The 25,505-nt window shown below is 52.6% G+C and carries 21 protein-coding genes and 1 pseudogene; 12 read left to right on the forward strand and 10 right to left on the reverse strand.

Annotated elements, in window-relative coordinates; translation table 11 throughout:
- Positions 1–133: 133 nt before the first annotated feature.
- The 4 genes and pseudogenes from AC2FH6_RS16420 to AC2FH6_RS16435 all read right to left on the reverse strand — a co-directional run bounded on the left by AC2FH6_RS16420 (position 134) and on the right by AC2FH6_RS16435 (position 3,077).
- A pseudogene (locus tag AC2FH6_RS16420) lies at positions 134–837 on the reverse strand (DUF3604 domain-containing protein).
- 219 nt (positions 838–1,056) lie between these two features.
- Complete coding sequence (locus AC2FH6_RS16425) at positions 1,057–1,329, reverse strand: DUF3604 domain-containing protein (RefSeq protein WP_496703652.1); 273 nt, start codon at positions 1,327–1,329, stop codon at positions 1,057–1,059.
- A 114-nt stretch (positions 1,330–1,443) separates the two neighbouring features.
- The gene (locus tag AC2FH6_RS16430) at positions 1,444–2,208 is read right to left on the reverse strand and encodes a hypothetical protein (protein WP_496702878.1); all 765 of its coding nucleotides are present in this window, start codon (positions 2,206–2,208) and stop codon (positions 1,444–1,446) included.
- Positions 2,205–3,077, reverse strand: a complete 873-nt coding sequence (locus AC2FH6_RS16435) for a hypothetical protein (protein WP_496703654.1) — start codon at positions 3,075–3,077, stop codon at positions 2,205–2,207. The genes AC2FH6_RS16430 and AC2FH6_RS16435 overlap by 4 nt, the downstream gene beginning before the upstream one ends.
- 369 nt (positions 3,078–3,446) lie before the next feature.
- Between AC2FH6_RS16435 and AC2FH6_RS16440 the strand changes: the two genes are divergently transcribed.
- From AC2FH6_RS16440 to AC2FH6_RS16450, 3 genes are all read left to right on the forward strand, one after another.
- Positions 3,447–4,283, forward strand: a complete 837-nt coding sequence (locus AC2FH6_RS16440) for an amino acid ABC transporter substrate-binding protein (RefSeq protein WP_496703657.1) — start codon at positions 3,447–3,449, stop codon at positions 4,281–4,283.
- Between the two features lie 190 nt (positions 4,284–4,473).
- On the forward strand, positions 4,474–5,802 hold the full coding sequence (locus AC2FH6_RS16445; RefSeq protein ID WP_496703659.1) for a DUF3300 domain-containing protein: 1,329 nt from the start codon (positions 4,474–4,476) through the stop codon (positions 5,800–5,802).
- A gap of 1 nt (position 5,803) precedes the next feature.
- Complete coding sequence (locus AC2FH6_RS16450; protein WP_496703661.1) at positions 5,804–6,694, forward strand: DUF2950 family protein; 891 nt, start codon at positions 5,804–5,806, stop codon at positions 6,692–6,694.
- Positions 6,695–7,224: 530 nt separating this feature from the next.
- Here the strand turns inward: AC2FH6_RS16450 and AC2FH6_RS16455 are convergent.
- From AC2FH6_RS16455 to AC2FH6_RS16465, 3 genes are all read right to left on the reverse strand, one after another.
- Complete coding sequence (locus tag AC2FH6_RS16455; protein ID WP_496703663.1) at positions 7,225–8,469, reverse strand: alpha/beta hydrolase; 1,245 nt, start codon at positions 8,467–8,469, stop codon at positions 7,225–7,227.
- A gap of 185 nt (positions 8,470–8,654) precedes the next feature.
- The gene (locus AC2FH6_RS16460) at positions 8,655–9,401 is read right to left on the reverse strand and encodes an outer membrane protein (protein WP_496703665.1); all 747 of its coding nucleotides are present in this window, start codon (positions 9,399–9,401) and stop codon (positions 8,655–8,657) included.
- Between the two features lie 68 nt (positions 9,402–9,469).
- Complete coding sequence (locus AC2FH6_RS16465; protein WP_496703667.1) at positions 9,470–10,543, reverse strand: AraC family transcriptional regulator; 1,074 nt, start codon at positions 10,541–10,543, stop codon at positions 9,470–9,472.
- 472 nt (positions 10,544–11,015) lie between these two features.
- Between AC2FH6_RS16465 and AC2FH6_RS16470 the strand changes: the two genes are divergently transcribed.
- The 8 genes from AC2FH6_RS16470 (at position 11,016) to AC2FH6_RS16505 (ending at position 20,580) form a co-directional block, all read left to right on the forward strand.
- Positions 11,016–12,074 (forward strand): DUF1214 domain-containing protein, encoded by a 1,059-nt coding sequence (locus tag AC2FH6_RS16470; protein WP_496692146.1) that lies wholly within the window; start codon positions 11,016–11,018, stop codon positions 12,072–12,074.
- A gap of 16 nt (positions 12,075–12,090) precedes the next feature.
- On the forward strand, positions 12,091–13,101 hold the full coding sequence (locus AC2FH6_RS16475; protein WP_496702891.1) for a DUF1254 domain-containing protein: 1,011 nt from the start codon (positions 12,091–12,093) through the stop codon (positions 13,099–13,101).
- Between the two features lie 41 nt (positions 13,102–13,142).
- Complete coding sequence (locus tag AC2FH6_RS16480) at positions 13,143–13,931, forward strand: transporter (protein ID WP_496703670.1); 789 nt, start codon at positions 13,143–13,145, stop codon at positions 13,929–13,931.
- A gap of 1,061 nt (positions 13,932–14,992) precedes the next feature.
- Entirely contained in the window at positions 14,993–15,421 is a 429-nt protein-coding gene (locus tag AC2FH6_RS16485; RefSeq protein ID WP_496703672.1) for an EF-hand domain-containing protein, read from the forward strand.
- A gap of 217 nt (positions 15,422–15,638) precedes the next feature.
- Entirely contained in the window at positions 15,639–16,703 is a 1,065-nt protein-coding gene (locus AC2FH6_RS16490; RefSeq protein WP_496703674.1) for a hypothetical protein, read from the forward strand.
- Entirely contained in the window at positions 16,700–18,229 is a 1,530-nt protein-coding gene (locus tag AC2FH6_RS16495; protein WP_496703676.1) for an ABC transporter transmembrane domain-containing protein, read from the forward strand. Before AC2FH6_RS16490 ends, AC2FH6_RS16495 begins: the two co-directional genes overlap by 4 nt.
- A 1-nt stretch (position 18,230) precedes the next feature.
- Complete coding sequence (locus tag AC2FH6_RS16500) at positions 18,231–19,814, forward strand: sensor histidine kinase (protein ID WP_496703678.1); 1,584 nt, start codon at positions 18,231–18,233, stop codon at positions 19,812–19,814.
- Between the two features lie 94 nt (positions 19,815–19,908).
- Entirely contained in the window at positions 19,909–20,580 is a 672-nt protein-coding gene (locus tag AC2FH6_RS16505) for a response regulator transcription factor (RefSeq protein WP_496703680.1), read from the forward strand.
- A 221-nt stretch (positions 20,581–20,801) separates the two neighbouring features.
- On the opposite strand, the gene AC2FH6_RS16510 is transcribed toward AC2FH6_RS16505, so the two are convergent.
- Together AC2FH6_RS16510 and AC2FH6_RS16515 are read right to left on the reverse strand one after the other, a co-directional pair.
- A complete protein-coding gene (locus AC2FH6_RS16510; protein ID WP_496703682.1) occupies positions 20,802–21,476 on the reverse strand; it encodes a sensor histidine kinase in 675 nt (224 codons plus the stop codon).
- A gap of 8 nt (positions 21,477–21,484) precedes the next feature.
- Positions 21,485–21,808 carry a hypothetical protein gene (locus AC2FH6_RS16515; RefSeq protein WP_496703684.1) on the reverse strand — a complete coding sequence of 108 codons (324 nt, stop codon included), beginning with the start codon at positions 21,806–21,808 and terminating at the stop codon, positions 21,485–21,487.
- A 1,035-nt stretch (positions 21,809–22,843) separates the two neighbouring features.
- Between AC2FH6_RS16515 and AC2FH6_RS16520 the strand changes: the two genes are divergently transcribed.
- The gene (locus tag AC2FH6_RS16520) at positions 22,844–24,385 is read left to right on the forward strand and encodes an ankyrin repeat domain-containing protein (protein WP_496703686.1); all 1,542 of its coding nucleotides are present in this window, start codon (positions 22,844–22,846) and stop codon (positions 24,383–24,385) included.
- A gap of 73 nt (positions 24,386–24,458) precedes the next feature.
- Here AC2FH6_RS16520 and AC2FH6_RS16525 read toward each other — a convergent pair whose 3' ends face one another.
- Positions 24,459–25,490: an alpha/beta hydrolase family protein gene (locus tag AC2FH6_RS16525; RefSeq protein ID WP_496703688.1), complete on the reverse strand. Its 1,032-nt coding sequence runs from the start codon at positions 25,488–25,490 to the stop codon at positions 24,459–24,461.
- Positions 25,491–25,505: the final 15 nt, after the last annotated feature.

Raw genomic sequence — 25,505 nt, forward strand, 5'->3', positions numbered from 1 at the left:
CTGGGCCGCTTGCGGTCTTTGATCCTAGACAGGCGAAGGGCAACTTCGTCCCGCACTTTGCGAGTTCAAGCAGCCTTTGATTTTGCGCTCGCAGCGAACGGCAGGTTCGACGGGCCGCGCCGCAGCATGGAGATTATGGCGTGAAGGTTCGGAATGGGCTGTCCGCATGATCAGTTATAGGTGGGGCAGGAGCCCTTTCTGCAACGGCACCGGGGTCTGGTATGAGCCCAAAGCGGACCAAGTAAATTCTGGTTTCAGCCTTATAACAATCGTCCCTAAGGTGTGTGCCAGATTGACGATGTGTATGCCTCTCTTGTATCGACCGTGGGGCTTCGTCAGGGATCTCGGTTCCGAGCACTTTGGCATCGTATGTTGTCCAACGTGGCGTTGGTATTGCCAACACTCTGGCATAGTAGAAAGAGCTTTGTTCCGGATCGTAATCGGGGTCTTCCCAATACCCGGATAGAATTGCCTGACCAATATCGTTTGTCCAAGTAGCGCTCTCAACGTCAACCGTGCCGCCAACGGGTCCGCCACACTTCGCGTTCACTAGTTCGCGCCCGCCGCAAGATATATCGTAAACGCGTTCCGAAGTTGTCCCGTCGCTATTTAACCACCCTTTGACGATTTGAATGCGGTCTAGATTGGCTCCATCGGGACGCCTCCTTCATATCCATACGCGGCAAAATCTGCACGCGGCAGGTCCGTATCTTCAAAATCGTATCCGGCAAAAACGCGAATGCGCATGCGCGGACCTGTGGTTGCGTAGACTTCTTTCCCAGCAAGAGCGTGCCAAATGGCCTCGCGTGTGTTTTCTCTTGCCCAAACTGCCGCCATTCCCGACGCCGAAGTTTGCCATGCATATTGGGCAACCTTCTCGTCGCCACCGATGCCGCCCACGACTTCTTCGAAACGGATCGGGTTCGCAGTGGGTTCAACGGCAGCGTTAAGTTGTTGCCCAAACTCAGGCGTGAAAAGCGTGGCGTCTTTCGCTGCCAACAGCGGCGCGAGACCCAAGTTCTCAGCGTGATCGGCAACCACCAAAAAGTTCAATGGTCAGCGCAGCCTAGCTTCGACACCGGTGCTGGATATCACCACCTCGCCCTTGGCAAAGCGGTAGGCTTCTTCAGGGCCTAGCACGTTGTCGATCATACCGGCATCTGCAGAGTCGGACGTATGCAAATGAGTGTCGCCAAAAAAGACCTGATTGGGAAAGCTCTGCCGTGGATAAGGTGAATACTGCCTGTCGCCGCGTTGAGTGCTCGGGATGTCCTCGGCATGGGCGCAAAAAGCAAGCAAATTGGTAAGAACAGATGCAAAACGGATCATTTTCGACCTCATCTATTGCACGAATGATGCTACGTTAAATGCATATTTCTACGACTCGTTCCTGTTCTTCGAAATAATTAAATTCTATCTGCCGCACTAAGCCGTTGGCTAGGTTCAGCGGGGCGGAGGTGGAAGCACCTTCTTCGACTGGAGCACCTGAAGGATGTCAATAATCGCTTCAGTACTCGTTTCGATTGAACCTCGGAAGAACAGTCCGATGCCACCTTCCCCTAACTCCCGTGTGCCACCGGCGTCGTAAGTTGGCGAGAGAGAGACAAGTTCGGGAGGTAGTTCTGGGCATACTGGGTTTCTTTGAAGTATTGCGTTCGCGGTCTCGATGAATACCTGCCGAACCTTTTCGACATTACCCTTTGCATCGGACGACTCGGTGAGTTGATCCGGAGCAAGTCTCAGGTCATCCAAACGGAAAAAAAGGCAGTCATCTTTGAATTCGGCCGAAGCGGAAGCACCCACCGTCAAACCACCAGCGAAAGTGTTCTCGCCGCGTATAGATCCACCGCCGCTGCGGCTTTCGCATCGGAAAAGCTCTGCTTCGATCCTCCCACTTAGCGAAATCACTGTATCGTCGGCACGGGCCGTTGCTTCGGTCACGCCGATCAGTGCGTTGCAGACATCTACAAACGCGGCTCGTTTGAGTTCCTCTACAAGTATTTCGTTTGCTCGGCGTAGGTCTATGACACTTTCGATTGAGATCCTTGTCGCGTTCACATCTTTTAGTCTCAATGCCAGATCAACGGGAAACTCACGATCTCCTAGCTTGACGTCCCCGTTTGCTTCGAAGGTAACCTCTTCAGCCAGCAGCGCGGATCCGAAAAGCCCGGCAGTAGCTAGTATCAGAAGAAAGATCCGATCCATCATCCTGCCCCCCCCACAATACCGCGAGATTGCATAACCGCCAGGAGTTCCATCATCGTCATCGCACTGGTGTCGATTGAGCCGCTCAACGCAACACCGATGCCACCGTCACCAATTTCTCGTGTACCGCCGGCGTCGAGAACCGGATTCAACGAAGAAAGCTCCGAAGGCATCTCCGGACAAATCACATTCTCTTCGGTGAACTCCTTTGCCTTGGTGAGAACGACCTCCTCGACACGCTCCGTGAGGCCAATTAGGTTAACCAACCCGCCGACAAACCCAGTAGGTTGAAGCACGACGTCGGCAAGATCAAAGTGAACGCATTGATCTTGAACATTGGCGCGTGCCGCTGCGGCGATCCCAACAGTCGTCGAGATAAAGCGAACTCCACGCCCGTTGGTGCCCTCGGATTCTTCGTTTCGACAACGATAAAGCTCGACGTCCACTGAGCCTACGAGTTCAATGAGATCACCGCTGGCGCGGGCATCGTCGAGTTCAAAGTCAACATTCAAAGAGCAATTTTGTTCCAGAGTACCCGACAGAAGCGCTTGCGCTTGGACTTGGATTTCTCGCAGATCTAAGAGCCCCCGGAAACCAAGGCGCGTTGACGTAACACTGCTGATGCCCGCGTTAAATGTGTAAGGTAGGTTTTTCCCACGAGCGGGAATCTTGTTTGAGATGCTAAATTGAACTTCCCCGGCGTAGTCGCTTGGCGACGCATTCTGTGCACTGGGTCGAGCGTTCAACTCGGACTTCAAAAGTTCTGGGTTCGTGGTTGCGCAGGATGCGAAGAACAGCAAACACACAAAGGCAAAAGGTACGGTTTTACGCGCCCCAAGTTCCGCCAAACTCCATTGTAGTTCTATTCCCATTACCCTTCGCTCAACCTCACCGTTGAATATCAACCCTAACGTACAGCGTCACGGCGAAGGTCAACAGTTTGCACCACGAAAATATACTGGTGCGGTGTTGTGTTGTCGCAACGACTTGCAGTTGACGCGGGTCCTTTGAAACTTCGAGCATAAGGTCTGCCCACAAGACTTTTCTCTCGCGTTAAGCCCTGAGCAGGAGCAGATGCATTCGGGCATCTGCCAATATTGCGAGGGTATACTATCGATTCGTCGCCATGCCAGCACCTCTCATCAACAGACCGACTCCTAGGCGACACAATGTGATTTACTCTCGACACAGGGTGCTTTTCACCTCCACAAGGGTGTTACGCCACTAAAGAGGGAAAAACCATGCGCTTGCTTTCTATACTTATTGTGACGGTTCTATTCACAACCGGCGCGGTTGCCCAAACAATCGACAGGATAACAAAAAACAACGAAATCCGATTTGGTTTTCGAACAGATGCTGCTCCGTTGTCTTACATTAACGACCAAGGTCGCCCGTTTGGTCTGTCACCGTTGATTTGCGATCATGTAGCGAAGGTAATTGCGCAGAAACTGGAATTGAAGGATTTGAATGTTCAGTTCATTCCGGTCGACTCTAAGGATCGTTTCGACAAAGTAGCTTCCGGAGAGGTGGATATGCTCTGCGGGGCAGCGTCGATTACACTTTCCCGACGCGAAATTGTTGATTTCTCAATTCCAACTTATGTCGATGGCACGTCCATATTGTTACCAATCGAGGCTGAGGGCACCATGGGTGCACTCGCGGGAAAGAAGGTTGGAATGAGAAGCAGCACAACAACAGAAGCGTCCGTTCTGAATTCATTTGAAGCTGCAGGTATCGACGCAGAAATGGTGCGGTTCGCTTCACACCCAGACGGTATCAAAGCACTTCGAGACGGTGAAATTGACGCCTATTTTGCAGATCAGTCGATTTTGCTGGTCAACTACATTGCTGCGGGACTAAAGGGCAAATTCAAACTATCCCAGGAAATACTGACGATAGAAAAGCAAGGATTGGCCATCGCGAGGGGTGACGATAACTTTCGACTCGTTGTCGATAGTATTCTGTCAGAAATATATGCTCAGGGCACAATGGAAGAGATATTTCGTCTCGCTTTGCCGGGGGTGGAGCCGAGCGAAGCACTAAAAGCTCTGTATGTTTTCGCCCCCATTAATCCCTGAAGCTTGTCGCGCAAAACAGTTTTGTCGGGAGTTAATCGCCCTGCACAATAGAAGCTGGCCTTGTAAGCAAACTGACCGCTCAAGCCAGCTTGACCAATGACCATGTTTTACTAAATGATCCTCCATTTGGCAGGCCAGTTGCCAGAATCACGGTCTTAGGCGATCCTTCGATAAATTGAAGGATCGCAATATGTTTAGATATATAATATTTGCTCTCAGTTTAAGCGCATCTAACGCCCTGTTTGCACAAGAGGCGTCCGATACTGTTGCAACGGAAGTTACGTCTGAGACTTCATCCGACCTTCTATCTGATGCTGAGTTGCAAACTTTGGTCGCCCCGGTGGCTCTTTTTCCCGACACTCTACTCATACAGATATTTGTTGCGGCCACTCAGCCACTGGAGATTGTTAAGGCAGAACGGTATTTGTTGGATAACGCCGACCGCGACCCCGTAGAGCTCGAGCCGGAAATCGAAGCTATGGGCTGGGATCCGTCTGTAAGTGTATTGGCCACGGCGTTCCCCGAAGTCGTCGGTCAAATGGCCACCCACATCGATTGGACCGAGACAGTCGGCACCGCCATGCTGGCCCAGTCCGACGATGTGCTGGATGCGGTGCAGGTAATGCGGGATCAGGCAATTGACAGCGGAGCTCTTGTTTCCGGGCCCGAGCAAACTGTCGAGGTATCTGATGAAGAAACGGTTGTAATTACTCCGACACAACCCGAAACAGTGTACGTCCCGCAATATAATCCCGAGACTGTCTATACCGGCCCGTCGACCGGGGACGTAGTGGGCGCGGCCTTGCTGACATTTGGCACCGTGGCGCTGATCGACGAGATTTTCGACGATGACGACGATTGGTATGACTATTGGGGGTGCCGGAATTGCGGCGGATGGGGCGGTGGCCCGATATACAGAAACCCGGACATCGACATAGACGTCGACGGCAACGTCAATATCGGTAACGATATAGATCTTGGTGACCGAACTGATATCGGATGGAAACCCGATCCTGACCGAAAAAAGGAAGCCCGGGACAAGATCGCTGATCACAAAAGGCCGGAAGGTGGTCGCGGCGACCTGCCTGTCAACCGCCCCGAGGGTCGCACGGACGAACTCCGCGCAAAACTGAGCCGTGAATCCGGTGCTGCAGACATTAGCAGGGGAGGCGCGGCAGCAGTTGCAGCTGGTGCAGGGGCAGGGGCTATCGCGAGCGGTGCTCTGGCCAATCGAGGTAGTGGGGGCAAGTCCTTGCCGCAGGTGAATCGCGGTAACGTTGATCGGGACAAGGCTGCTGCCAAGCAGCGGGCCATCGATCGGACTAAACGGCCAGATGCGGCGAAGAAGCCTGTCAAAAAGAAACCGCAAGCAGCTAAGAAACCTCAGGTAAAAAAGGCCACGGCTCAGCAAAAACCCGCTGCGTCCAAAGGTAAGGCTATGAAGAAAAAATCTTCAGGCGGCAAAGCTCACAAGGCGTCCAAACGGGGACATGCTGCCAAAGGCAAGGGGAGGCGGTAACATGCGTAAATCGGTTTTTTCTATTTTAGTGATCGCAGTGGCTACTGGACCGGCGTTTTCCGACGGTGCCCTGTTCGAAACTCCGCAAACCGCACTGGACGCTTTTGTCGAAGCGTTAAGGGCCGATGATCAGAACAAGCTGCTCGAGATTTTCGGACCAGAGGCAGAAGATCTAATCGGAACGGGTGATCCGGTGGAAGATCAGCAAAGAAGGCAGGAAGTGCTTGGTATGTATGCTGAAGGATACCGCTTTCAGCCCGAGGATGATGGGGTTTTTCTTCTGCTTGGCGAAGATAGTTGGCCCTTTCCGATCCCAATTCTGCAAGCTGAGAATGGTTGGAAGTTTGATTTAGAAGCCGGGGTAGAGGAGCTTTCCGCCCGTGAAATCGGACTGAATGAATTGGAAGTAATCGAAACGCTTGAGGCCTATGTTGATCTTCAGGCGGCGTTTCGTCTTGTGGATCACAATGGCGATGGCGTCATGGAATTTGCCCAAACGATCATATCGGATCCCGGCGCACGAAACGGCCTCTTCTGGCCAGAAGAAGACAGTTTTGTCGGTGAAGCCCTTGCCCGAGCCACCGCCTCGGGGTGGAGCGACGGTGCGGATGATTTCGAACCCGAACCTTTCCTCGGTTACTACTTCGCAATTTTGCAGGGGCAGGGACCAAATGCTCCGGGTGGTGCCTATTCCTATTTTGTCGGCGATCGGTTCGTGGCGGGTCACGCCTTGATTGCGGTGCCTGCGGACTACGGAGAAACGGGTATCCATTCTTTTCTCGTGGGTGAAAACGGCACCGTGTTCGAAGCGGACTTTGGGCCGGATACGCTTGAAATAACAGCTGAGATATCGACCTATGATCCCGGCCCAAATTGGTCACCAGCCGAGTAAATTTAGATTGGCGGCGACGCTTTGTTGCCGGGCTTTGGTTTGACCGCTTTGTTGCCGCGTGCAGGTGTAGATTGAATGCAATTCTCGACTTAAGTGGCAATGGTTCGGGAAGGATCGATTTTGGGAAATCTAATTAATCGATGAAATAATTGCCCTTGATTCAATTCGACCCAATTTGCCCGCTATGGTTTGACCGAATGGCCGCATTGTCCCGCACTCCAGACCTCCGTGCGCCGTGCAGCATTGCTTCTGCAGCGAATGTCTTCTCTGACGGGCCACGCTGCAGCATCGCCAATATCGGGCGAAGGTCTGGATTGGGCTGGTTCAGCCAGGCGACGGGTCATAATGAGCACGGATCTTGCAAAACATCCGAACTCCGTTGTGAGCCCTTCTTCTCCAACCTCCTGCGATGCAGCGAATATTGGCTTCGATAGATGCGGCATGCATTGAAACAAAGTAGTCGGGGTTCCGTCCAACGTTTGTGCCACCTGAGGAATCCGTGATCGACTTTGAACTTGCGTTGGTCGAACTTAGGGGCTCATACGATAATGCTTTAGTACCAGCGGATAATTCGACGGAAAACTCCAGACTGCTTCGCCTGTGGCGCGAACAAGTCCACGCGCCTGAGGGTCTCGGCCTGTAAGCAGAGTAAGGAACAAGTCACTGCTGGCCCACGGTGAAGACCGGAAATACCAATGACCATTTCCTGCACTGGCCTCTTCAGCCCTGGTCACGTCGATGATGTGCAGGGATTTGATCTCTGACAGTCGGCTCTGGAAGATCGATGCGTTTATTGCTTCGTTAGAAACCTGACCCAGGCGATCCCTTCCGAAAACGAACCGCGACATGGCCAGCGCTGAATCGGTTTGCGACTGATAAAGTGTCACATCTGAAACCGCATCCAGCAGGCCGTCTTCAATCGCCTGTAGAAAGTAGCTGCGATCAAGGTCGCTACTGATCAGAATCAAATGCCCCAGCCGCGGTTTAGGGCTCGACCGAAGTGCAATCTGGTAAGCTGTTTCAAATGCGAGTCTCGAACCTGCGCTGTATCCTATGAGATGAATGCGGCGCGCGCTTGTGTGCTTTGACAGGTATTCGATAAGGGATCGAAGGTTGCGACGCGTCGACAACGCGGATTCTTGATCACGAAAATACGCGAGCCGATGGGGTGTTGCAGGCCAATTGTAGCTGATGAATGCACCTTGATAGCCCAGAAAATGCTGTAACTCTTTAGAAACAAGCGTCGAGTAATCAAAATCGACGTTGTAGCCATGGATGTAGATATAGATGTCTTTGTTGCGAGAGGATGCAAGTTGATCCTCAATCATCTTGGCAAAACGACGATCGACCGCCTCCATATCTTGTTGTGACGGAGGGTCTTCAAGATAACGCGTGACACTAAATGGCATGACGCCAATCTCTTGGACGTGAGAGACGCTGAGAAAATAGTCCTTTGCTCGCTGGCTTGTCATGGTGATGCGACGAAGATCTTCCCATGACTCCAATGGCGGGTCGATCTGCACATCGGCAACACCGGTGCGCAAAAGGTGACCGCGTTCATTGTTATAGAAGGCTTGTGGGTCGTCTGGAACTGCGGGCATCCGATCTGTCGCATAGAACAGCTGCGAGCGCTGATGGAAATTGTCGGCAGTGATATCAACGAAAGGGTCAAAGGCGGCCTCGGCGTAGACCGTTGGCGAGGGCATCAGTTCAACTTCGTCATAGACATTTGCCCCGCAAGCGGCGAGCACACAGCAAGGGCATGCGATTGCCACGTGCAGAGCCTGAGCAATCAGTCGCCTGCGTGTTCCTTTCGCCAGCTGCCTGCGCCAGAGTGTTCGACCTCGGCCCTTATTGTCGGTCGCACGCCTGTCGGCATCACCGCTTACATCCCGGCGCAACTCAGGGATCCCCGATCTGTTTGTGTTTGGAGTCGCCATCTTTCGCATTATGCCGGTACTCAGAAGCTGTAAGTCACACCCAACACGGGCCCGGATTGTGAAAGCTTGAACCTGTCTTGACCTTCACCTTTGTCGACCATGATGTAGCGATAGCCTGCACGCAGATTCCACTTTGGGGTGATGGCATAACCTACCGTCGCTATGAACTGCGCCGTTTCGCGGTCTGAGCGAAACCCACCATAGTCGGCCAAGGCTACGGCCGACCACCGGTCATTGATCTGATACAGGATACGGGCCGCGATCAGAGGGTCTAACCAATCATCGCTGGTCTTTGCACTTGGCGGCGGGGTGGGCCCACCGACCAGAGTGATTGTACTGCTTGTCGCAAACCAACGAAACCCGCCCCCTAAATCCACTGCCAGGTTTTGGGCCTGATAGGCTGTGTAAGCGGCATACCCACTGAAGAACTGAGTCTGCAGACTGGTTTCAGCGCCGCTGAACGCCGGGCCGGGGGTATCACCGTCAAAGGACAGGTCTGTGCGCATGTAATCCGCGATCAACGACCATCGGCCATTTCGCGCCTCAAGTGTACCCATGAATGCCAGATCAAGGTTTTTAACCGCATCACTGAAGCTCAGCTCCGACTCCAGCGAGCCAATGGTTGTCTTGGTGTCTGCGCCGTACATGTAGAAGCTGCCGTAAAAGCCCCAATCGGTATCCTGTGCCACAACTTCTGATCCGCCGAGGAGCGTCGTCGCCGCAACTAGAAAGCTGCCGACGATGCCTCGTTTTTGTATCCACTCCATGGCCTGCTCCCCTTTTCTACCTATCCCGAGTTTGAAGCGCGGCAAAAGTATGTTGCGCCTTATTCCTGTTACGCTTCACAATCGCATTCGACCGGGTCGAGTATCGGAACAGATGCCTCGTGGCGATTCAGTTCGTGGATGCGAAAATCGGAAGGTGTTTGTCCCGTCCATTTCTTGAATGCCCGTGTCATAGCGGTTGCGTCAGAATACCCTAGCTGGTCGGCGATATCGCCCACTGACGTCTCAGACCTGGAAAGCAGGTGTTTAGCACGGTCGCATTTGGCTTCGATGACTATGCGCGACAATGATGTCCCATAAGCCGCAAGTCGGCGATTGAGAACAGCGCCGCGAGCACCGCATGCCCTGGCAAGCGCCGTAACTGAAAAGTCATTTCGCCCAACCATTGAGTTGGCAACGCTCTGGAGCGAACTCAGTAAGTCTGTTGGTACCGGGTTTTTGTCGTCCTGGCCTGCCGGAATGCCATCAGCGGCGGTTCGGTTAACCAAATCATGCAGAAGCCAGGGGCTTGGGAAGCGGAAGGAATACCCGTCTGGGCCCGCACCTACTGCCCTGATACCATAGAAGTATGACGGGAGCAGATCAGGACGGTTCACCCGAACAAGAACCTTGTTCGCTTCCCAATTCTGACCAGCGGTTTCATGCAGTAACGTGGCCCACCGGCTGATCTGAAACGCATCCATATAGGCTGGAGAGCAGTGCGGCGTGAACCTGCGCTTAGCAGAAAGCACCACGTAATCTCCAGAGACATCTAGTGTCATCGTGACCGCATTTGTATTGTTGCCTGCATGAACGCAGAACCTGCCGATGAAATCAGCCAGGGAATTGGCGGTCCGAAAGGCCTGCCCAAATGGGGATGAAACGGTCGGATCTGAAGTCTGGCCCACAAGTGCTGGAAAATCTGGTGATGTGTTGTGCGCGACGGCTTCGAACACGGCGTAGATCGTATCGTGTGGAATGAAGCAATTTGGGGCGCTCAACTCTGAAAACGCAAGATCGAACCCTGCAAGGAGGTCTTCTACGGATCGACCGGATTCCCGATAAGCCACCAACAGCGGTAAGAGAACCCGCCCGCGCGCAAGTGGCGGTGTCCTGTGCTGAGCGTTCCCGTCCTGGCCCGTCATCCTACATCCTACACGTACTACAATGAAAATTTTGAGCACTCCAAACATAGTCCGGCGCAGCTCGGCGTCCCTGACCTGTGTCAAAGCCAAACACACTTTTTGAATTGAGAAAGTCAGGCTCCAGCTGGCAAGGTTTGAGAGCACAGAGCCTTACCATCCGCTGATCTCAGTCTAAAAATTGACATCCCAACAAGAATGATTGGTCAGCCGCATGGGCGTAAAACAAGAAGAATATCAGACAGGTTGGTCAATGCGCGTTTGCAACCTGTCATTTTGAACCAGTTTTCCGACACGGTTGTTCCAATCGGTCAGGGTATACATTCGAGTTTTGTGTTTTGTTGAAAAACAACGACCATGGTTCCAATTGTAGAGTTTCTGCAACCCACCAATTGAGGGGCGTGAGAATGCCCGCCTGAGCAGGTGTCGGGACCATCAAGCAATGTATTGCAATAATTGGTTAGTGGAGCGGCAAATGATCAATCACACGCGCAAATGCTGGAAGCTGGCGGCCTTGGCTGCAGCGTTGGGGAGCTCCGCGACGGCTCAGAGCTTTGATACCACAGTTGATGCACTTGCCGAGACATACGAGGTGCCGGTCACAATAAGTAACTTTGTTCGGGCTGCGACTGACAACGAATTGAAAACGTATGACAGGCTGGCCGGAGGCGTAAACCAGTTCTTCCACTTCAACGAACCCACGCCCATCGACAATCAGCCCACTATCCGGATGAACCGGGACACACTCTATAGCGTTGCGGTTATCGACATCAGCAAAGGCGCAACCTTGACACTGCCCGATGTGGGCGACCGGTACATGACAACGATGGTGGTCAATCAGAACCATTTCATCAATGAAGTATTTGATGGCGGTGGTGTGTTTCAGCTCGACATGGACACATTTGACACCCCCTACGTACTTGTTTTCATGAGAATACTGGTGGATGCCGAGAGTCCGGAGGACATCGCGGCAGTCAACACAATTCAGGACGGGTTCACTATCGAAGCTGCCTCGGCAACGCCCTTCGAGATGCCCAATTATGACACCGAAAGCTTCGCGGCCGTGCGTCAGGCCGCGATTGAGTTGGGCAGGTTTGCAACAGACAGCGTTCGGACCTTTGGCACGGCAGAACACGTCGACCCGTTGCGCCATTTCTTGGGCACCGCAGCCGGCTTTGGAGGTCTACCAGAAGAAGAAGCCTTTTATCTCAATATCGAGCCCGGCCTGCCGCTCGGCGAATACTATATCCAGGTGCCGGCGGATGTTCCCGTAAACGCATTCTGGTCCGTGAGCCTGTACAATGCAGACGGATTCTTTGAACTCAATTCCCTCGACGCCTACGTGGTCAACTCGGTTTCGGGCACCCAGAACGACGATGGCAGTGTGACCGTGCATTTCGGCGGTTGCGACGATGGCCGCGTGAACTGCCTTCCAATCATGGACGGCTGGAACTACGCCGTGCGCTTGTATCAGCCCGGTTCCGAGGTCATCGACGGAAGTTGGGTATTCCCGACCGTGCAACCCGTGAACTGAATGACAGGATGCAAAAATGAAGAAGCTTTTTCTGGCAATCGCCCTGACACTCCCGACAGGGGTCTGGGCCGAGGACGTGGTTGATGTGACCGTGGACAATCTCGTGCGCGCGGAAACCGACCATATGTTCCGCACTAACATGAGTAATCTCGGCTTGGCCGTTGGCGAGTTAGGGCATATGCGCGAAGCCACAACACCTGACAATCAGCCGGTGATCCGAATGAACCAGGATACGCTTTACTCTGCGGTTCTGCTCGATTTGACCGAACCCGTCGAAGTTACGCTCCCCGAGGCGGATGGCCGTTACATCTCGATGCATGTCATCAACCAGGATCATTTCATGTACGCCGAGGCAACGCCCGGCACGTACCTGATCACCAAAGAAGACCTTGGTACGCCTTTCGGATTCATTGCCTTCCGCACTTTTGTAGATGTAACCGACCCACAAGACATCGCTGCGGCACGGGTGGCGCAGGATCAGATTGTTGTCAGTGGCGGTGGAACTGGTCCGTTTGATGCGCCCAACTGGAATACCGAACAACTTGCCGTAGCGCGTCAGGCAATCAGCGATTTGTCCCTGCTGGGTATCGATACGTCGCGTGCCTTTGGTAGAGCCAAAGAGGACGTTGACCCGGTTCAGTTTCTGGTTGGGGCGCTCTCGGGTTGGGGCGGCCTGCCCCCAGAGGCAGCGATTTACCTGTTGGGCGCGGTCGATGCGAACGATGGAGAAACGCCACACGCGGTTACAGTTAAGGATGTCCCGGTTCGGGCGTTCTGGTCGGTGACCGTCTATAATGGCGAGGGTTTCCTGGCTGCTAATGATCTGGGTGTTAACAGCTACAACGGCTATACGGCCCAAGCCGCGGAAGACGGATCAGTCACACTCCATTTTGGTGGGTGCGACGACGGCCGCGTGAACTGCCTTCCGATCACTCCGGGCTGGAACTATGCTGTCCGCCTCTACGAGCCAGAGGATGCAATCCTGAGCGGTAGTTGGTCGTTCCCGACGGTGGAACCGATCAACTAGGCCACTCGCCCATCCCGCCTTTCAAAAAGGAGTACACGGCCATGCGTCGATCCCATGCACTTGTGGGGCTGTTTTTTGCAGCCAGCGTAGGAACCTCAACCGTTGCAGACGAGGCCGCCGATTTGGCCCAGGAACTGGCCAACCCGCTTGCTGCCATCATCTCGGTTCCGTTTCAGTTGAACTATGATGATAACCTGGGTGTCTCTGATCAGGGGTCGCGCACCACGTTGAACTTTCAGCCAGTCGTGCCCTTTGAACTTAACAATGACCTTAACCTGATCACCCGTACTATCATTCCTTACATCTGGCAGGAAGATATTGTCCCGGGGACGCGTCAGGAAGGAGTCGGCGATATTCTGTTCTCCGCATGGTTTTCTCCTACAGGAACAGGGGATCTGACATGGGGCATTGGTCCGGTTGTGCGGCTACCGACCTTTAGCGACGTGTCAAGCGACACCTGGGCCGCCGGGATCACCGGCATTGCCCTGCGTCAGACCGGGCCTTGGACCTATGGCGCGCTGGCCAATCATCTGTGGGATCTGGAGAGCAATCCCGAAACCCCCACGAATGTGAGTTTTCTCCAGCCTTTTCTTGCTTATTCCACTGAAGGTGCCTGGACCTATTCGCTTCAAAGCGAAAGCACCTATGACTGGGAGGCTGAAGCCTGGGCTGTGCCAGTTAACGCATCGGTGTCACGGCTGGTGCAATGGGGGGCGGTGCCGGTCAATTTACAAGCCGGGGCCGGCTATTGGCTTGAGGCACCCAAAGTGGGTGCGGAGGGCGTTCGTTTTCGCCTCCAAGCCCAAGTCGTCGTGCCCAGAAGGCGCTGACGTTTAGCGCAGGCTCTGATTGTTAAATGCGGAAGTCAGGGAGTCTTGATGGCAGAGCAGATGATAGGCAATGTTGCTAGCGCATGTCGAGCTCGCACCTAATCTTCAGAAGTTGCAATCGCCTCAAGCTAGGTCGCATACATTGGTGCTTTGATAAGGCAATGGTAGTACCTCCATCAGTCCAGGGAGAAAGGATCTAGAAGTCGTAAATTCCGTAAAGCAATCCTTGGCCCGCGCGCTGCGAAAGACTGCTTTCCCGACTGTGTGAATTGACCGTTCCAGCCTCGCTGCGCGTTGCACCAATGGCCGGTTTCATCGCCGCGTCACAGCGCCAGATTTCGAGTGCATGTAGCATTTCTTCCGTTGCGAGCCTGCGCCGCGAAAAATAACAATGACCGGGTTGGGCTCAAAGCCGTCATCTGACAGTTTTGTAAGGTTCAAACGATCAGAAGTGGTGGTCGATGTCTGCTGTGCGGACAAACTTGCCCCTGGTATTCTCCGCCCGAATGACCGCTTTGTACGCTTTGTGATCGCGGCGAAAAACATCTCTGGCGGGAAGTAGGCCTTCGGTGGTGATGTAAAACTGAACGGTTGCTGGATAAGATCAAACCTTCAATCTGACAGAAACAGTAAACTTCTTTCTGTGGAGAAAGCCTCTGATTGAGTTGTGTAAATTGCAAGATTATCGAAGTCCTTTTGATCTGTTTGAAACGAACCCACGTTGTTGGCTTCGAGTACTGATTGATGGACCAAACCAAGATTAAGAGGCCAAGAAGGTTTTTCCGTGAGGACCAAAGGCGGCAATAGCCCAGCACCTGCACTCCGATTTTCTCTGGTAGGAGACTGAAAACACCGCATTTTCAGTTCCTGAGCCTCTAGTATCCGGACCTGATACCGAGAGGCTTCCAAACAATAAAGCCAAGCCATCTTTTCGCATGGAAACACCGTTCATCCAATGTTCACATTCTATATATGCCCTTTTCATCTCTGCGAGCCATATTGTCCTACTGAAATTAAATACCGTTGGTTCACAGAAACAACCGACGAGCAGGGGATCGTCTGTGACAAAGACTGGAAGTAGGTCAGCGCAACGCAAGTTGAGAATTTTTCGCTACCTAACCTGCGCCGTTTTATTGGCTTTCACTTTTCTGATTGGCGGCAGCCAATTCAATAAAGCAGCGGCGCAAACTGCTAGTTTCAGGTCTGTTGATACGAATTCTGACGGTGTTTTGAGCTTGAATGAGCTGTCCGCCGCCTTTGGAAAAGTTGGTGCGCGGCGGCTTCTTGAAGACATTGATCGCAACCGAGACAATCGCATCACGATCCTTGAGTTACGGTGGGGAACAAAAAACAAGATAGGTAGCACTGGTGACCGCGGCGGTCGTGGAGATCGAACTAAAGGTCAAGATGATCGCGGATCTAATTACGAAGGGGCTAGTGAACGGGATGGAGACGATGACCGTGGCGACGATCGGAACGATGATGACTGACCGAAAACCGTTCGTTTGCGCACTCTAAGTGACTGTCCGCAAGGACAAACCGGAGATCGAACTAGCATCAGATTGCTTTGAGACAGAAACGAGGACCCTGAAAAGTGTTCATTTGCCGTTCATTCGTTTGCATGCCAATCCTTCATTCCACTTTGCAAATGTTCTCACATCACTTTGGCAAAACGATTTCACTGAACAGCCAGTTACGGAGCAATGCATGACACAGTTTCCCCAAACCTCGCATATTGCCTGCGAAATCGCAAAATGGGCGTTTACAACCCGCAGAGTTGACCGGTCCGATGTACATGGACTTTCCGCGCAGTTGGATACTGCAAAGGCAGGGGATCTTATCCTCTGTGAGATCGCCGAGATTGGTCATCACAAGAAAATCCAATTAGCGGAACGTCGCGCCTCTGTCAGTTACCCAGGCGATTACGTTGTTCTATGCTTGGGTGACCGATACGCACCAGACCAATTTCTTGCCAGCGCGGTGATTGATGATGATCTTATCGATCTCGTTGCCGGTGGCGGCGTCGCAGGTCGCGTCGACGCCGCGCATGATTGCATGGATGATCCAACACGGTTAAAGCCAATCGGCCTTTTGACCAATGCCAAGGATCAGGTGATCAACGTGGCAGATTATGCGTTACCATCGATGCCGACCAACGAGCGCGTAACGGTCATTGGTGTTTTTGGAGCCTCAATGAATTCAGGAAAAACTACAGCCGCATCAAGCCTTGGCCATGGGTTGATGCGCTCTGGATATGCTGTCGCCGGTGTCAAAGCCACCGGAACCGGGGCCTTTGGTGACTTCAACAGTTTCGAAGATGGGGGCGCGCCAGCTCTTGATTTCACTGACGTAGGAATGGCGACCACGTATCGAATGCCATTTGAAGCGATAGAATCCGGATTTGATACACTGGTTGCAACTGCAGCGTCGCGCGGTGCCGAAGTCGTGGTTGTCGAGATCGCTGATGGCGTCTTCCAGCAGGAAACAAGGGCAATCTTACAATCCTCACGCATTCGGGATCGATTGGACGGCATTTTATTCGCTGCGCCGGACGCGCTGAGTGCGTTGGGCGGTGTAACCGTTCTAAATAATGTGGGTCTCAGCCCATTTGCGGTATCCGGAAAGGTCAGTTGTTCCCCGTTGGCTGCTGCTGAAGCTGCAGAAGTAACCAGCCGCCCAATTTTAACACGCGAAGATCTTTGGTCGCCAGCGATTATCGCCCAACATGTTGCACCGTTGATGCGACGCGACCGCGAAGATGTGGCCGCATGAACCCCCTCCCAAGACTGGCCACAAGGGACCGCATCATTGATGCGGTCCTCGTGGTATCCTGCGGAATCGTGCAGGCTATTGCGCTTGCTTTCGCAGCGTTTGCTACACGAGATGCTTTTGCGGCACTTCACGCCGGGGATGTACTTGCAACAAATACTGTCTTGCAACTGGGGGTCTCCGGTACCGTCGCAGCAGCATGTCTCTTCTTTTCACGATATCGGGCAGAAGCGCTTGGCCAGAGTTACACAATTTCACTGCGCCGGACGCTTTATCGACAGATTGCGCGACTTCCAAAGTCCCGACATGAAAAACGCCGAGTTGGAGCGTTGTCCCTAAGGTTTGTCGGTGACTTATCTGCAGCGCGACTTTGGTTTGGTCGCGGATTGCCGGATGCATGGTCTGCAATGATTGTGATCCCTGGCGCGGTATCCATTCTCTATTTTCTCGACCCTATGCTTGCGATCAATGGTATCGCCTCGCTGAGTGTTGCACTGGTCGCAATGGGGTTGCTGGCCTGGCATCTCGTTCGGCGCCATCAAAAACTTCGTCGAAATCGAGCCAACATTGCTATTTCCATGATTGAACGCATTTCTATCGCACCTGAATTAGACCAGATGGGTCGAACCGACCGTGAACTGCGCAAGCTTGACAAACAGGGCGCATGTTTGCGCAGTGATGCGCTGGCACGTCGCGGTAGAACAACCAGCCTGCAGGCGGTCTTGCAGCTGGGTGTGGCGTTAACCGCTCTGCTGATGCTTTGGCAGGCCAGTCGGTACGCCATTGCTCCGTCGACAGTTGCAGCTTGCCTGTCGGTATTGGCGTTGATTGCCCTTCCGTTACAAAATCTGGCTGAGGCGTGGGACCAATATTGCGCGTGGAGGGTCGCCCGTGAAAAAGCCGAGATGCTGCTTTCGGAACCAGAAGTGACCAGATCTGCAATAAACCAAAACGATCCGATTACCATCAAGGTGGCCGGAGAGCTTGATCAGGAGCCTATCTCATTTGTGGCTCCGCCGGGATCAGTTTCCAAATTAACAGATATACATGCAAACAGCCTCGCGCGTATCATCGCCGGGCTAGACGCAAACGATGGCATTGATGTCTGTTATGGTGGGGGAGTTAGTACCCCGAAGATCGCCTTTATCGGAGACAACCATGTTGGACTTCAGGGAAGTTTGCGACGATCCGCAACGCTGAGCTGTCGGAGACGACCGAGCGATCTGAGGATAGCAACAGTTATGCGAGTTTTTGGGCTGTCCGATCTCCTCGCGGCGCCCCGCGGCCTAGATCAACGGTTGGCGGAGAACGGTAAAGGTCTTTTGCCACTCCAGACTCTGCAATTGGATCTCGTGCGCGCTGTTCTCGGCAAAGCTGATGTCGTCATCATCGCGTCAGTCAGGTGGATGTCATGCTGGCATCACACGGTTGAATTGCTCGAAACTCTGCAGGAGTTTTCGTCGGCCACCATCATTTTGGCCGAACACGCCATCCCGCTTAGTTTAGAACAGAATTCAAGGGTTATTTGATATGCGTTCATCTACTCTATTTGGGATTTATGCCGCTGTACTGATCGGTTTTTTGGGTGGGTTAGCGGGCCTGACCCTATACAGTCTCGAAAAAACCCGATGGTGGGATGCCCGAATTTCCTTGGCCCATGAGTCATATGGCCTGCATCTGAGGCTTGAGGCGGACCTATACCGTCTGTTCAAGCAACACGGTGACGCACTTCTTATTGGCGATCGGGATGATGGGATCAGCGAGACAGAGCTGCAGGAGAAAATCGCCCAGACTTTGGATGCAATCCGAAAGACCATTGCCCGGGAAATTCAGATGGTCGGCGAAGAGGAGTTCGAAGAACTGGAGCTTCTCGATGAGATTGAAGACGATATAGAAGCTGTCAATGCAGCCATCGCGAACCTTTCAGAGGCTGGTAGCCCGATTGAGACATTTGTGCGGATCGAGCGTCTGGCCGCCCTGCTGGACGGGGACATTGATGACGAACTGGATCAAAAAATTCAGGCCGCGCTTGATGAGGAAGTGGAAGAGGTTGAAGAAGTTTTGGCCGAAGCAGCAGCCTTTCGTGAATGGAATGAACGATTGGTTTACGTGATCGTTCTTGCGGCCATAGGTGTGTTGCTGGTGGCCCTTGTATCGTTCAACCGCCAAATCAGAAAACCACTTACGTTGCTTGCAGACGGCGTTGGGCGCCTGCGAAGAGCCGATTATTCGAAGCCCGTAGATCTTGGTGGTAGCCGTGAATTCAGGGAATTAGGCACTGTTCTGAATAGCATGGCGGAAGGCTTGGCTGCCCGAGAAGCAAGTCGCGCCGAGCAAAAGAGGCAACTTGAAGAAACGGTTGCTGCCAGAACGTTCGAGCTTCAACAACTCATCGACAAACTTGAAATGGGGGAAGAGAACCGCAAACGATTGATGGCCGATATAAGTCACGAGTTGCGAACGCCACTGGCAATTATCCTTGGAGAGGCCGACGTTACTTTAAGGACATCAGACACATTGTCAGAGGATACTTCCGACTCACTCGCCCGCATTCGGGATTCCGCAAAGCATACCAATCAAATCGTTGATGACATGCTAACCGTCGCTCGGTTCGAGGCGGGTCAACTTAGGCTGGATCGCAAGAAAACGGATCTACGAAAAGTGGTACGAGATGCCGTGGCGATGTTCCCTGATCCGGTGCAGGTCGAAAGCCCAGAATGTATGGTGAAGGCTTCGGTCGATGAGGTTCGGCTTCGCCAGTCAATACTCGCGTTGTTGCAAAATGCACGACGATATGGAGGCCCAACAATCAGCGCAATACTGGAAGAAGGGCTCGCGTCTTGCTCGATTACAATCGAAGACGACGGTCCCGGCCTGAGCGCAGCGGAAAAATCCCAGGCATTCGACCGGTTCTTTCGGGGCTCAAACGCCTCGGGGCAGGGGATCGAGGGAAGCGGTCTGGGGCTTCCAGTCGTTAAATCGATTGTCGAAGCCCATGGAGGGACCGTTGACCTTCAAGATCGCCAGGAGGGCGGGTTGAAGATCATTATAACGCTGCCCAAAGAACCCCTAATGAAAATTGTACAAACCGATGTTCGACGAGAAACGGACTAATGCCTGTCTGTTTCAGAAGCAAATTGCAAAACCATAAAACCTCACGCAGCTTTGCCATACATGGTTTCAGACAGAGAGAAAACTGAGGCACACTATGAATATTCTACTTGTCGAGGATGAAACACGCGTAGCTGACTTCATACGCCGCGGATTGTCTGCTGAAGGTTGGTCCATAGATCATGCACCAAGCGGGGAAGATGCTTTGGAGCACGTAGCATCCGGCAATTATGATATTATCTTGTTGGATCTGATGTTGCCGGGAATTCAGGGACAAGATGTTTGTCGCAAGCTACGTGCCCGAAAGACAAAGATCCCTATCCTGATGTTGACCGCCTTGGATAGCCCTGAGGAACGGGTAGAAGGATTGAAGATTGGTGCAGACGACTATCTTCCTAAACCCTTTGATTTCGACGAACTCATCGCTCGGATAGAAGCGTTGCACCGCCGCGCCAACAGCTATGCAAATAATCTCAGCAACACGGTGATTACATGCGGAGCACTTACATTTGACAAGCAATCCCTTCAGGTCGCTGTCGAAGGTCAAGAAATCCAGCTGTCGAAAAAAGAGCGCGACCTTCTCCTTTTGTTTTTGACCAATGTTGGGCGCGTATTATCAAGAGAGCGGATTCTGAATTCAGTTTGGGGAATGAATGAAGATCCATTGACCAATGTTGTAGATGTCTATGTCGGGCGCCTCAGGCGCAAGATCGGTGCAGATGGTCAGAGGATCGTGACCCTCAGAAACGTCGGTTACCGCATGAGCTGAATACTTCGTTTGTGGATCAGTCGAAGATGTACCTCCATTAAAGAGGCCTAGATATTGCGCAAGGTTGAATAGCTTTGCTCCGGCTCTTGAGCGATCTCAGGATTTGAGAAGAAAACACTCAAGAAACTTTCTTGCCCACTTTGTGTAAGAGAATTCAGCATGCCGACCAATGCCAACAAGACGCTTTACATCTGTGTGAGCCAGGATCTCAATTAAAGCCGCTATGCAATTTCGAATTTGATTGAAACAGTCAACCCAGGTAAGTTGTTTGTAGCCTCTAAGAGCGCCGAATGATGATCTGCTATAGCCTTCACCAGCGCCAAACCCAATCCATTCCCAACACTGGTTCGTTCACTTTCTAGCTTATAGAAAGGAACAAATAGCTTGCCCAGTGTGTTTTCGGGAACACCAGGGCCATCGTCAACAACCGAGAGCGTAATGGTGCTTTCTTCTTGTTCAACAGTCAGGAGAATCCTGGAATGATCCGGACAATGATCAATTGAGTTCTGCAGAAGGTTTGCACAGAGCTGTTTCAACATACCTTCATCACCTTCGATTAGTGTACGCCCTGATTGGTTATCCACAAAAATAAGACTTTGGTCCTCAACCTCCGCAAGTGGAATAATGTTTTCAACTGTTTCTCTACCCAATCTATTTAAATCCAGATAGCTGAACGCTTTGGGGCCGCCTCCTTCTTCAATACGGTCGATCCTCAAAACTGTTTCGAAGGTCCATTTGAGACGATCAAGTTCAGATTGAATTTGGTCAATCGGTTCTAAGGATCGACCTTCCGATTGTAGAGAATCCTTCGCTTTCTGAAGTGCTATATAAGCATGAGTGAGCGGGCTTTTCAGATCATGCGCAATTGCTGCAGCGGCTGATCGAGTCGTTGACATCAAAGCCGTCAGTTTGTCGAGATGAGACCCAGATTGGCGGCCTTCTTGTCCAACGCGACATACACAAAAATGTTTGGGTTTTTGTCCAGTGGGCGAACCAGATGAAACTGTTTGCCAAGTGTAATCAGAATGTCTTCGATGGTATCGTTGAGTTTCAAAGCTTCGATTGCCTGCAGCTTAGCGCGGACAACTTCAACATTCGCGGCGCCTGCGGTATCAAGATCAAACTTGGAACCGCCCTCTGTGCCTAAAACAAGACCGGTATCGCTGTCGACGAGGCACGCCCCCAGAAGACCTTTGATTTCACTTAGTTTAGAAATGTCCAATGACATGTTTGGCTCCTTTTTGGCCTTGGAATAGTTGGTCTGACCTGCACCAAATGCACGATTGTCCGGGCGGGCTTTGTTGTTTGCGGGCGGAATGGTGATGACTGTCTTTGAATCAGGCCAAATCTTTCGTTAAATCTGGCCAGCACAGAGGTGGCGTCACCTTTGGATTTCGACATTTTCTATCCAATTCTCGCTGTTATTGTGGAGGTACAATGTCGACCTGTATGTCTGTCACTTCGAACTGCTTGGGCATGAAGAAACAGCTGATCAATTAATCTGTCATCCAAACCAGGGAGGGCGTTGGTCCTCCGATGGTTGTGACACTTGGGATCAGATGTCACTTTCAGAACTGATGTACTTAGGTTGCGAGAGAGATTGTGGCCTCTGTGCAAAAAAAACCAGTGCTGCAATGCAGGCAAAGACTAAGTATTGGGCAGTGTTGGTTGAAAAAGCCAAAACACTTTCGGGGCCCAGAAAGAATGCCGGCCACAGATGCCCAATTTCAAAAAGAACGCCAGCCAAAACGGGTAAAACAGAACTCAGCACAAGACCATCGCCTCGTTACTAATCAACTAAGCTGTCCGTAGAATACCGGGAGTTTTAACTGACCTTTCAGACATCTTAAAAATTTGTAAGGATTTGTTTTTCGTTGGTGTGAAGTGAAGTCTAAGGCGTAAATGACTCGTTAACTGGCCCTGCGAGCATTCAGACGCCGACGTGGTTCAGAACGAGATGAACAACAGTTCCTAATTGGCAACTGTGTGCACATTACCGACCTTCGTGCAGAGTGCAGCATCTGTTTCTTGGGTCTCGTTGCAGGCCGCGGCCTTCGTTTTGCGGTCATTCGCATCAGTGTCATCCACTCAAGCCGATCTTGCGGGTGCTGCTTCGGATGGTTATGATAAGAATGCTTCTAGGGAAAGCCTCCAGGTCCGCGGAAAGCTGTCATCGGCATCTCTATCAACAATACGACAGCCTTATTTCGGTATGTCTCATGCTCGGATTCAGCGGACCATCGAGCCAAAAGTGAGGACACCGATGACAAAATCCCTGGACCAATTGCGCCGCGATGCCAAAGCACTTCGCAAAGCCTATGAAGCAGGCGAATTACGCGCCCGTCAACGCATCGCAAACTATCCACCTCGACCGGAGGCAACAGCACTCAGGCACTCGGACTATTTGCACGTAATTGCGTGCGAGAACAGTTTTCCGACCTGGCCTGCCTTAAAGTTCGCAGCCGAACTACTAGGCATGGACAAAGCCGCCAAACGGCAGCGCTTGAAACTGGCTCTCGCTCAGGGTCATTTTACGGCTGTTGATCAACTTCTGGCTGACGCGCCCGATCTGGCTGACGGAGATTTCGGGCTGTGTCTGGCCCTTTATCGTAAGTCGGATGTGTTGGAATTTCTCAACCAAACGCCGAAACTGGCGACCGAGCTTATTGGCGATCTGGCGCCGCCTTTGACGATCCTCGCCCGGTCCAAGTGGATTCATCGCGCATCCGGGCTGGCCAATGACATGCTTGATATCGCAAATGCCCTTTTGGAATCCGGTGCTGATGTTGATCTTGGTGCGCCGGTCTACCATGGCAACGACTACAAGCTATCACCGCTCTACTTCGCCATAGGCCATTCGGACAATATGGTTCTTGGGCAATGGCTGCTGGAGAACGGCGCAAATCCGAACGACGGCGAGAGCCTTTATCACTCAACCGAGCTGGGTCATCATAAGGGATTGCAACTGCTTCTGGATCATGGCGCCGACCCGAAGGGGACAAACGCATTGCTGCGCGCGATGGACTTCCATGACACAACGGCGGTTCAGATGCTTCTCGACCACGGGGCTAAAGTAGATGAATTTGACGGGACGCATGTTGGCGGCGAGGCACCGTGGGTCGTCCCTGCGCTACACCAGGCGGCGCGAAGGATGGCCACGCCAGATATGGTCGAGCTTCTTCTTGAAAATGGAGCCGATCTGAATCGGCCCTTTGAAAACACTACGCCCTATGCTTATGCGCGGGTATTTGGAAATGTCAGTTTGGCGAGGATGCTCGAAGAGGGCGGCGCAGATACGACCTTGAGTGAAATCGAAACTACATTGAGTGCCGTTGCCGATGGCGTTCAGCCGCCATGCAACCTTGACCCAGACAAGATACCTGACGCTTACCGCAATATCATTCGAATGATATTGCACATCCCGGGAAAACTGGATCACGTTCGACGACTGGTCGCCGTAGGAGTTGAATATGACCGTCCAGATACCGAAGGATTGACACCGGTGCAGGTTGCCGGATGGGAGGGCTTGCCAGACGTCATGGAGTACCTTCTGTCGTTAAAGCCAGACCTGACACATGTGAACGGCTATGGAGGAACACTTCTGTCCACAGTTATTCATGGGTCAGAGAACTGCCCGCAGAGATTAGACCGCGACTATACTCGGTGCCTGTGTCTGGCATTGCGGGAAGGCGTCGCTCTTCCGCGCCGTGCCATAGATCTGGCAAGCCAAGATGCCGTGTTCGAGTTTTTGTCAGATTGGGCGGAGCTATATCCCGAGCAAGTTGTCGACGGTGGTGTCGCCTAAACTGGTTTATGCGATCATGATAGGAGGCGAAGGCGGAAGGCCGGATTCACCGTACCATTCCGCCTCCGCACGGTTATGAATTCGAAAAGAAATCCGTAACAGCGTCGATGATCATCTCATGCTTGGCAGCACGCGCTGTGCCGCCATTTGAGCAGATGATTTCGTCTCCCGGTTCTTCTCTTGCGAGCAGTTCGTAGCCTCCGGGCTTGCAGCGACCCAGGAAGTCAAAATGCGATAGCGTCTCGGGCTCGATATAGCGTGCATTCTGCGTGGGTAGGGCGGCAATCAGGGCACGGGATTCAATGTCGAGGGTCAGACCAGAATTCATGATCGGCGCCCCAAAGACCAACATCGGCCGGTCAATTTTCCGAAGGCTCGCTTCGGAAAAGCTCTGTGTTCCGCCAAGATCAAAAACTGCAAATGCCTTGATCCGAGCATCAGACAGGTCAGCTTCCATCTGAGCGCGATCTTCAGGTGTTTGCGCGATTTTCCAACCCGAAAGGATGCCACAAGCCAGTTCGTCTGGCTGAGTGTCGCAAAACCGATTTAACCCAGCCGCGTCGTACTGCGCGCCGGCAAGGGCAACAGCCGTAAAGCCACCCAGTGAGTGTCCCGCCATATAGATTCTGTCTGTATCGACATACCTCGCAAAATCAGACGAACCGGTTGCATGGTCAATGACACGGGAAATGTCCTTTGGCCGCTCCCACAGTTGCCGCGTTAGATCGGGATCGCGAGACCAGGTTGACGTACCAGGATGGCTGATGGCGGCCACGATGTATCCGCGCCGTGCCAGCGCACCGGCAAGCCATGCCTGATTGTAGGCGTTGCCAAACATACCATGAGATAAGACGACAAGTGGGAACCGGCTGGTCACTGGCGCAGCACCTTTCACAACCTTCGTCCCAGCCCACACTTCACTTTCGAAGTCGTAAGTTTCTGGCCCAGTTGCATCTGTTGGATACCAAATAAATCCGGACAGATCGCGTTCTCCCTCAACGTCGGCGACATTGAGTTCTGTCATTGCTGGCCGATAGGGCTGGGCAAATGCCGCGGCCGCGCACATAGCTAAGAACCCAGCAAGAAGGTAAGAAGAGTGTCTCATCAAAAGCTCCGATCA

It is taken from the genome of Ruegeria sp. CDSC045, assembly GCF_059610725.1.

Bases quoted from the DNA above. Each gene is read 5' to 3' on its own strand.
- AC2FH6_RS16425 (WP_496703652.1), bottom strand. From the start codon at position 1,329: ATGATCCGTTTTGCATCTGTTCTTACCAATTTGCTTGCTTTTTGCGCC.
- AC2FH6_RS16430 (WP_496702878.1), bottom strand. From the start codon at position 2,208: ATGATGGATCGGATCTTTCTTCTGATACTAGCTACTGCCGGGCTTTTC.
- AC2FH6_RS16435 (WP_496703654.1), bottom strand. From the start codon at position 3,077: ATGGGAATAGAACTACAATGGAGTTTGGCGGAACTTGGGGCGCGTAAA.
- AC2FH6_RS16440 (WP_496703657.1), top strand. From the start codon at position 3,447: ATGCGCTTGCTTTCTATACTTATTGTGACGGTTCTATTCACAACCGGC.
- AC2FH6_RS16445 (WP_496703659.1), top strand. From the start codon at position 4,474: ATGTTTAGATATATAATATTTGCTCTCAGTTTAAGCGCATCTAACGCC.
- AC2FH6_RS16450 (WP_496703661.1), top strand. From the start codon at position 5,804: ATGCGTAAATCGGTTTTTTCTATTTTAGTGATCGCAGTGGCTACTGGA.
- AC2FH6_RS16460 (WP_496703665.1), bottom strand. From the start codon at position 9,401: ATGGAGTGGATACAAAAACGAGGCATCGTCGGCAGCTTTCTAGTTGCG.
- AC2FH6_RS16465 (WP_496703667.1), bottom strand. From the start codon at position 10,543: ATGACGGGCCAGGACGGGAACGCTCAGCACAGGACACCGCCACTTGCG.
- AC2FH6_RS16470 (WP_496692146.1), top strand. From the start codon at position 11,016: ATGATCAATCACACGCGCAAATGCTGGAAGCTGGCGGCCTTGGCTGCA.
- AC2FH6_RS16475 (WP_496702891.1), top strand. From the start codon at position 12,091: ATGAAGAAGCTTTTTCTGGCAATCGCCCTGACACTCCCGACAGGGGTC.
- AC2FH6_RS16480 (WP_496703670.1), top strand. From the start codon at position 13,143: ATGCGTCGATCCCATGCACTTGTGGGGCTGTTTTTTGCAGCCAGCGTA.
- AC2FH6_RS16490 (WP_496703674.1), top strand. From the start codon at position 15,639: ATGACACAGTTTCCCCAAACCTCGCATATTGCCTGCGAAATCGCAAAA.
- AC2FH6_RS16495 (WP_496703676.1), top strand. From the start codon at position 16,700: ATGAACCCCCTCCCAAGACTGGCCACAAGGGACCGCATCATTGATGCG.
- AC2FH6_RS16500 (WP_496703678.1), top strand. From the start codon at position 18,231: ATGCGTTCATCTACTCTATTTGGGATTTATGCCGCTGTACTGATCGGT.
- AC2FH6_RS16505 (WP_496703680.1), top strand. From the start codon at position 19,909: ATGAATATTCTACTTGTCGAGGATGAAACACGCGTAGCTGACTTCATA.
- AC2FH6_RS16510 (WP_496703682.1), bottom strand. From the start codon at position 21,476: ATGTCAACGACTCGATCAGCCGCTGCAGCAATTGCGCATGATCTGAAA.
- AC2FH6_RS16515 (WP_496703684.1), bottom strand. From the start codon at position 21,808: ATGTCATTGGACATTTCTAAACTAAGTGAAATCAAAGGTCTTCTGGGG.
- AC2FH6_RS16520 (WP_496703686.1), top strand. From the start codon at position 22,844: ATGACAAAATCCCTGGACCAATTGCGCCGCGATGCCAAAGCACTTCGC.
- AC2FH6_RS16525 (WP_496703688.1), bottom strand. From the start codon at position 25,490: ATGAGACACTCTTCTTACCTTCTTGCTGGGTTCTTAGCTATGTGCGCG.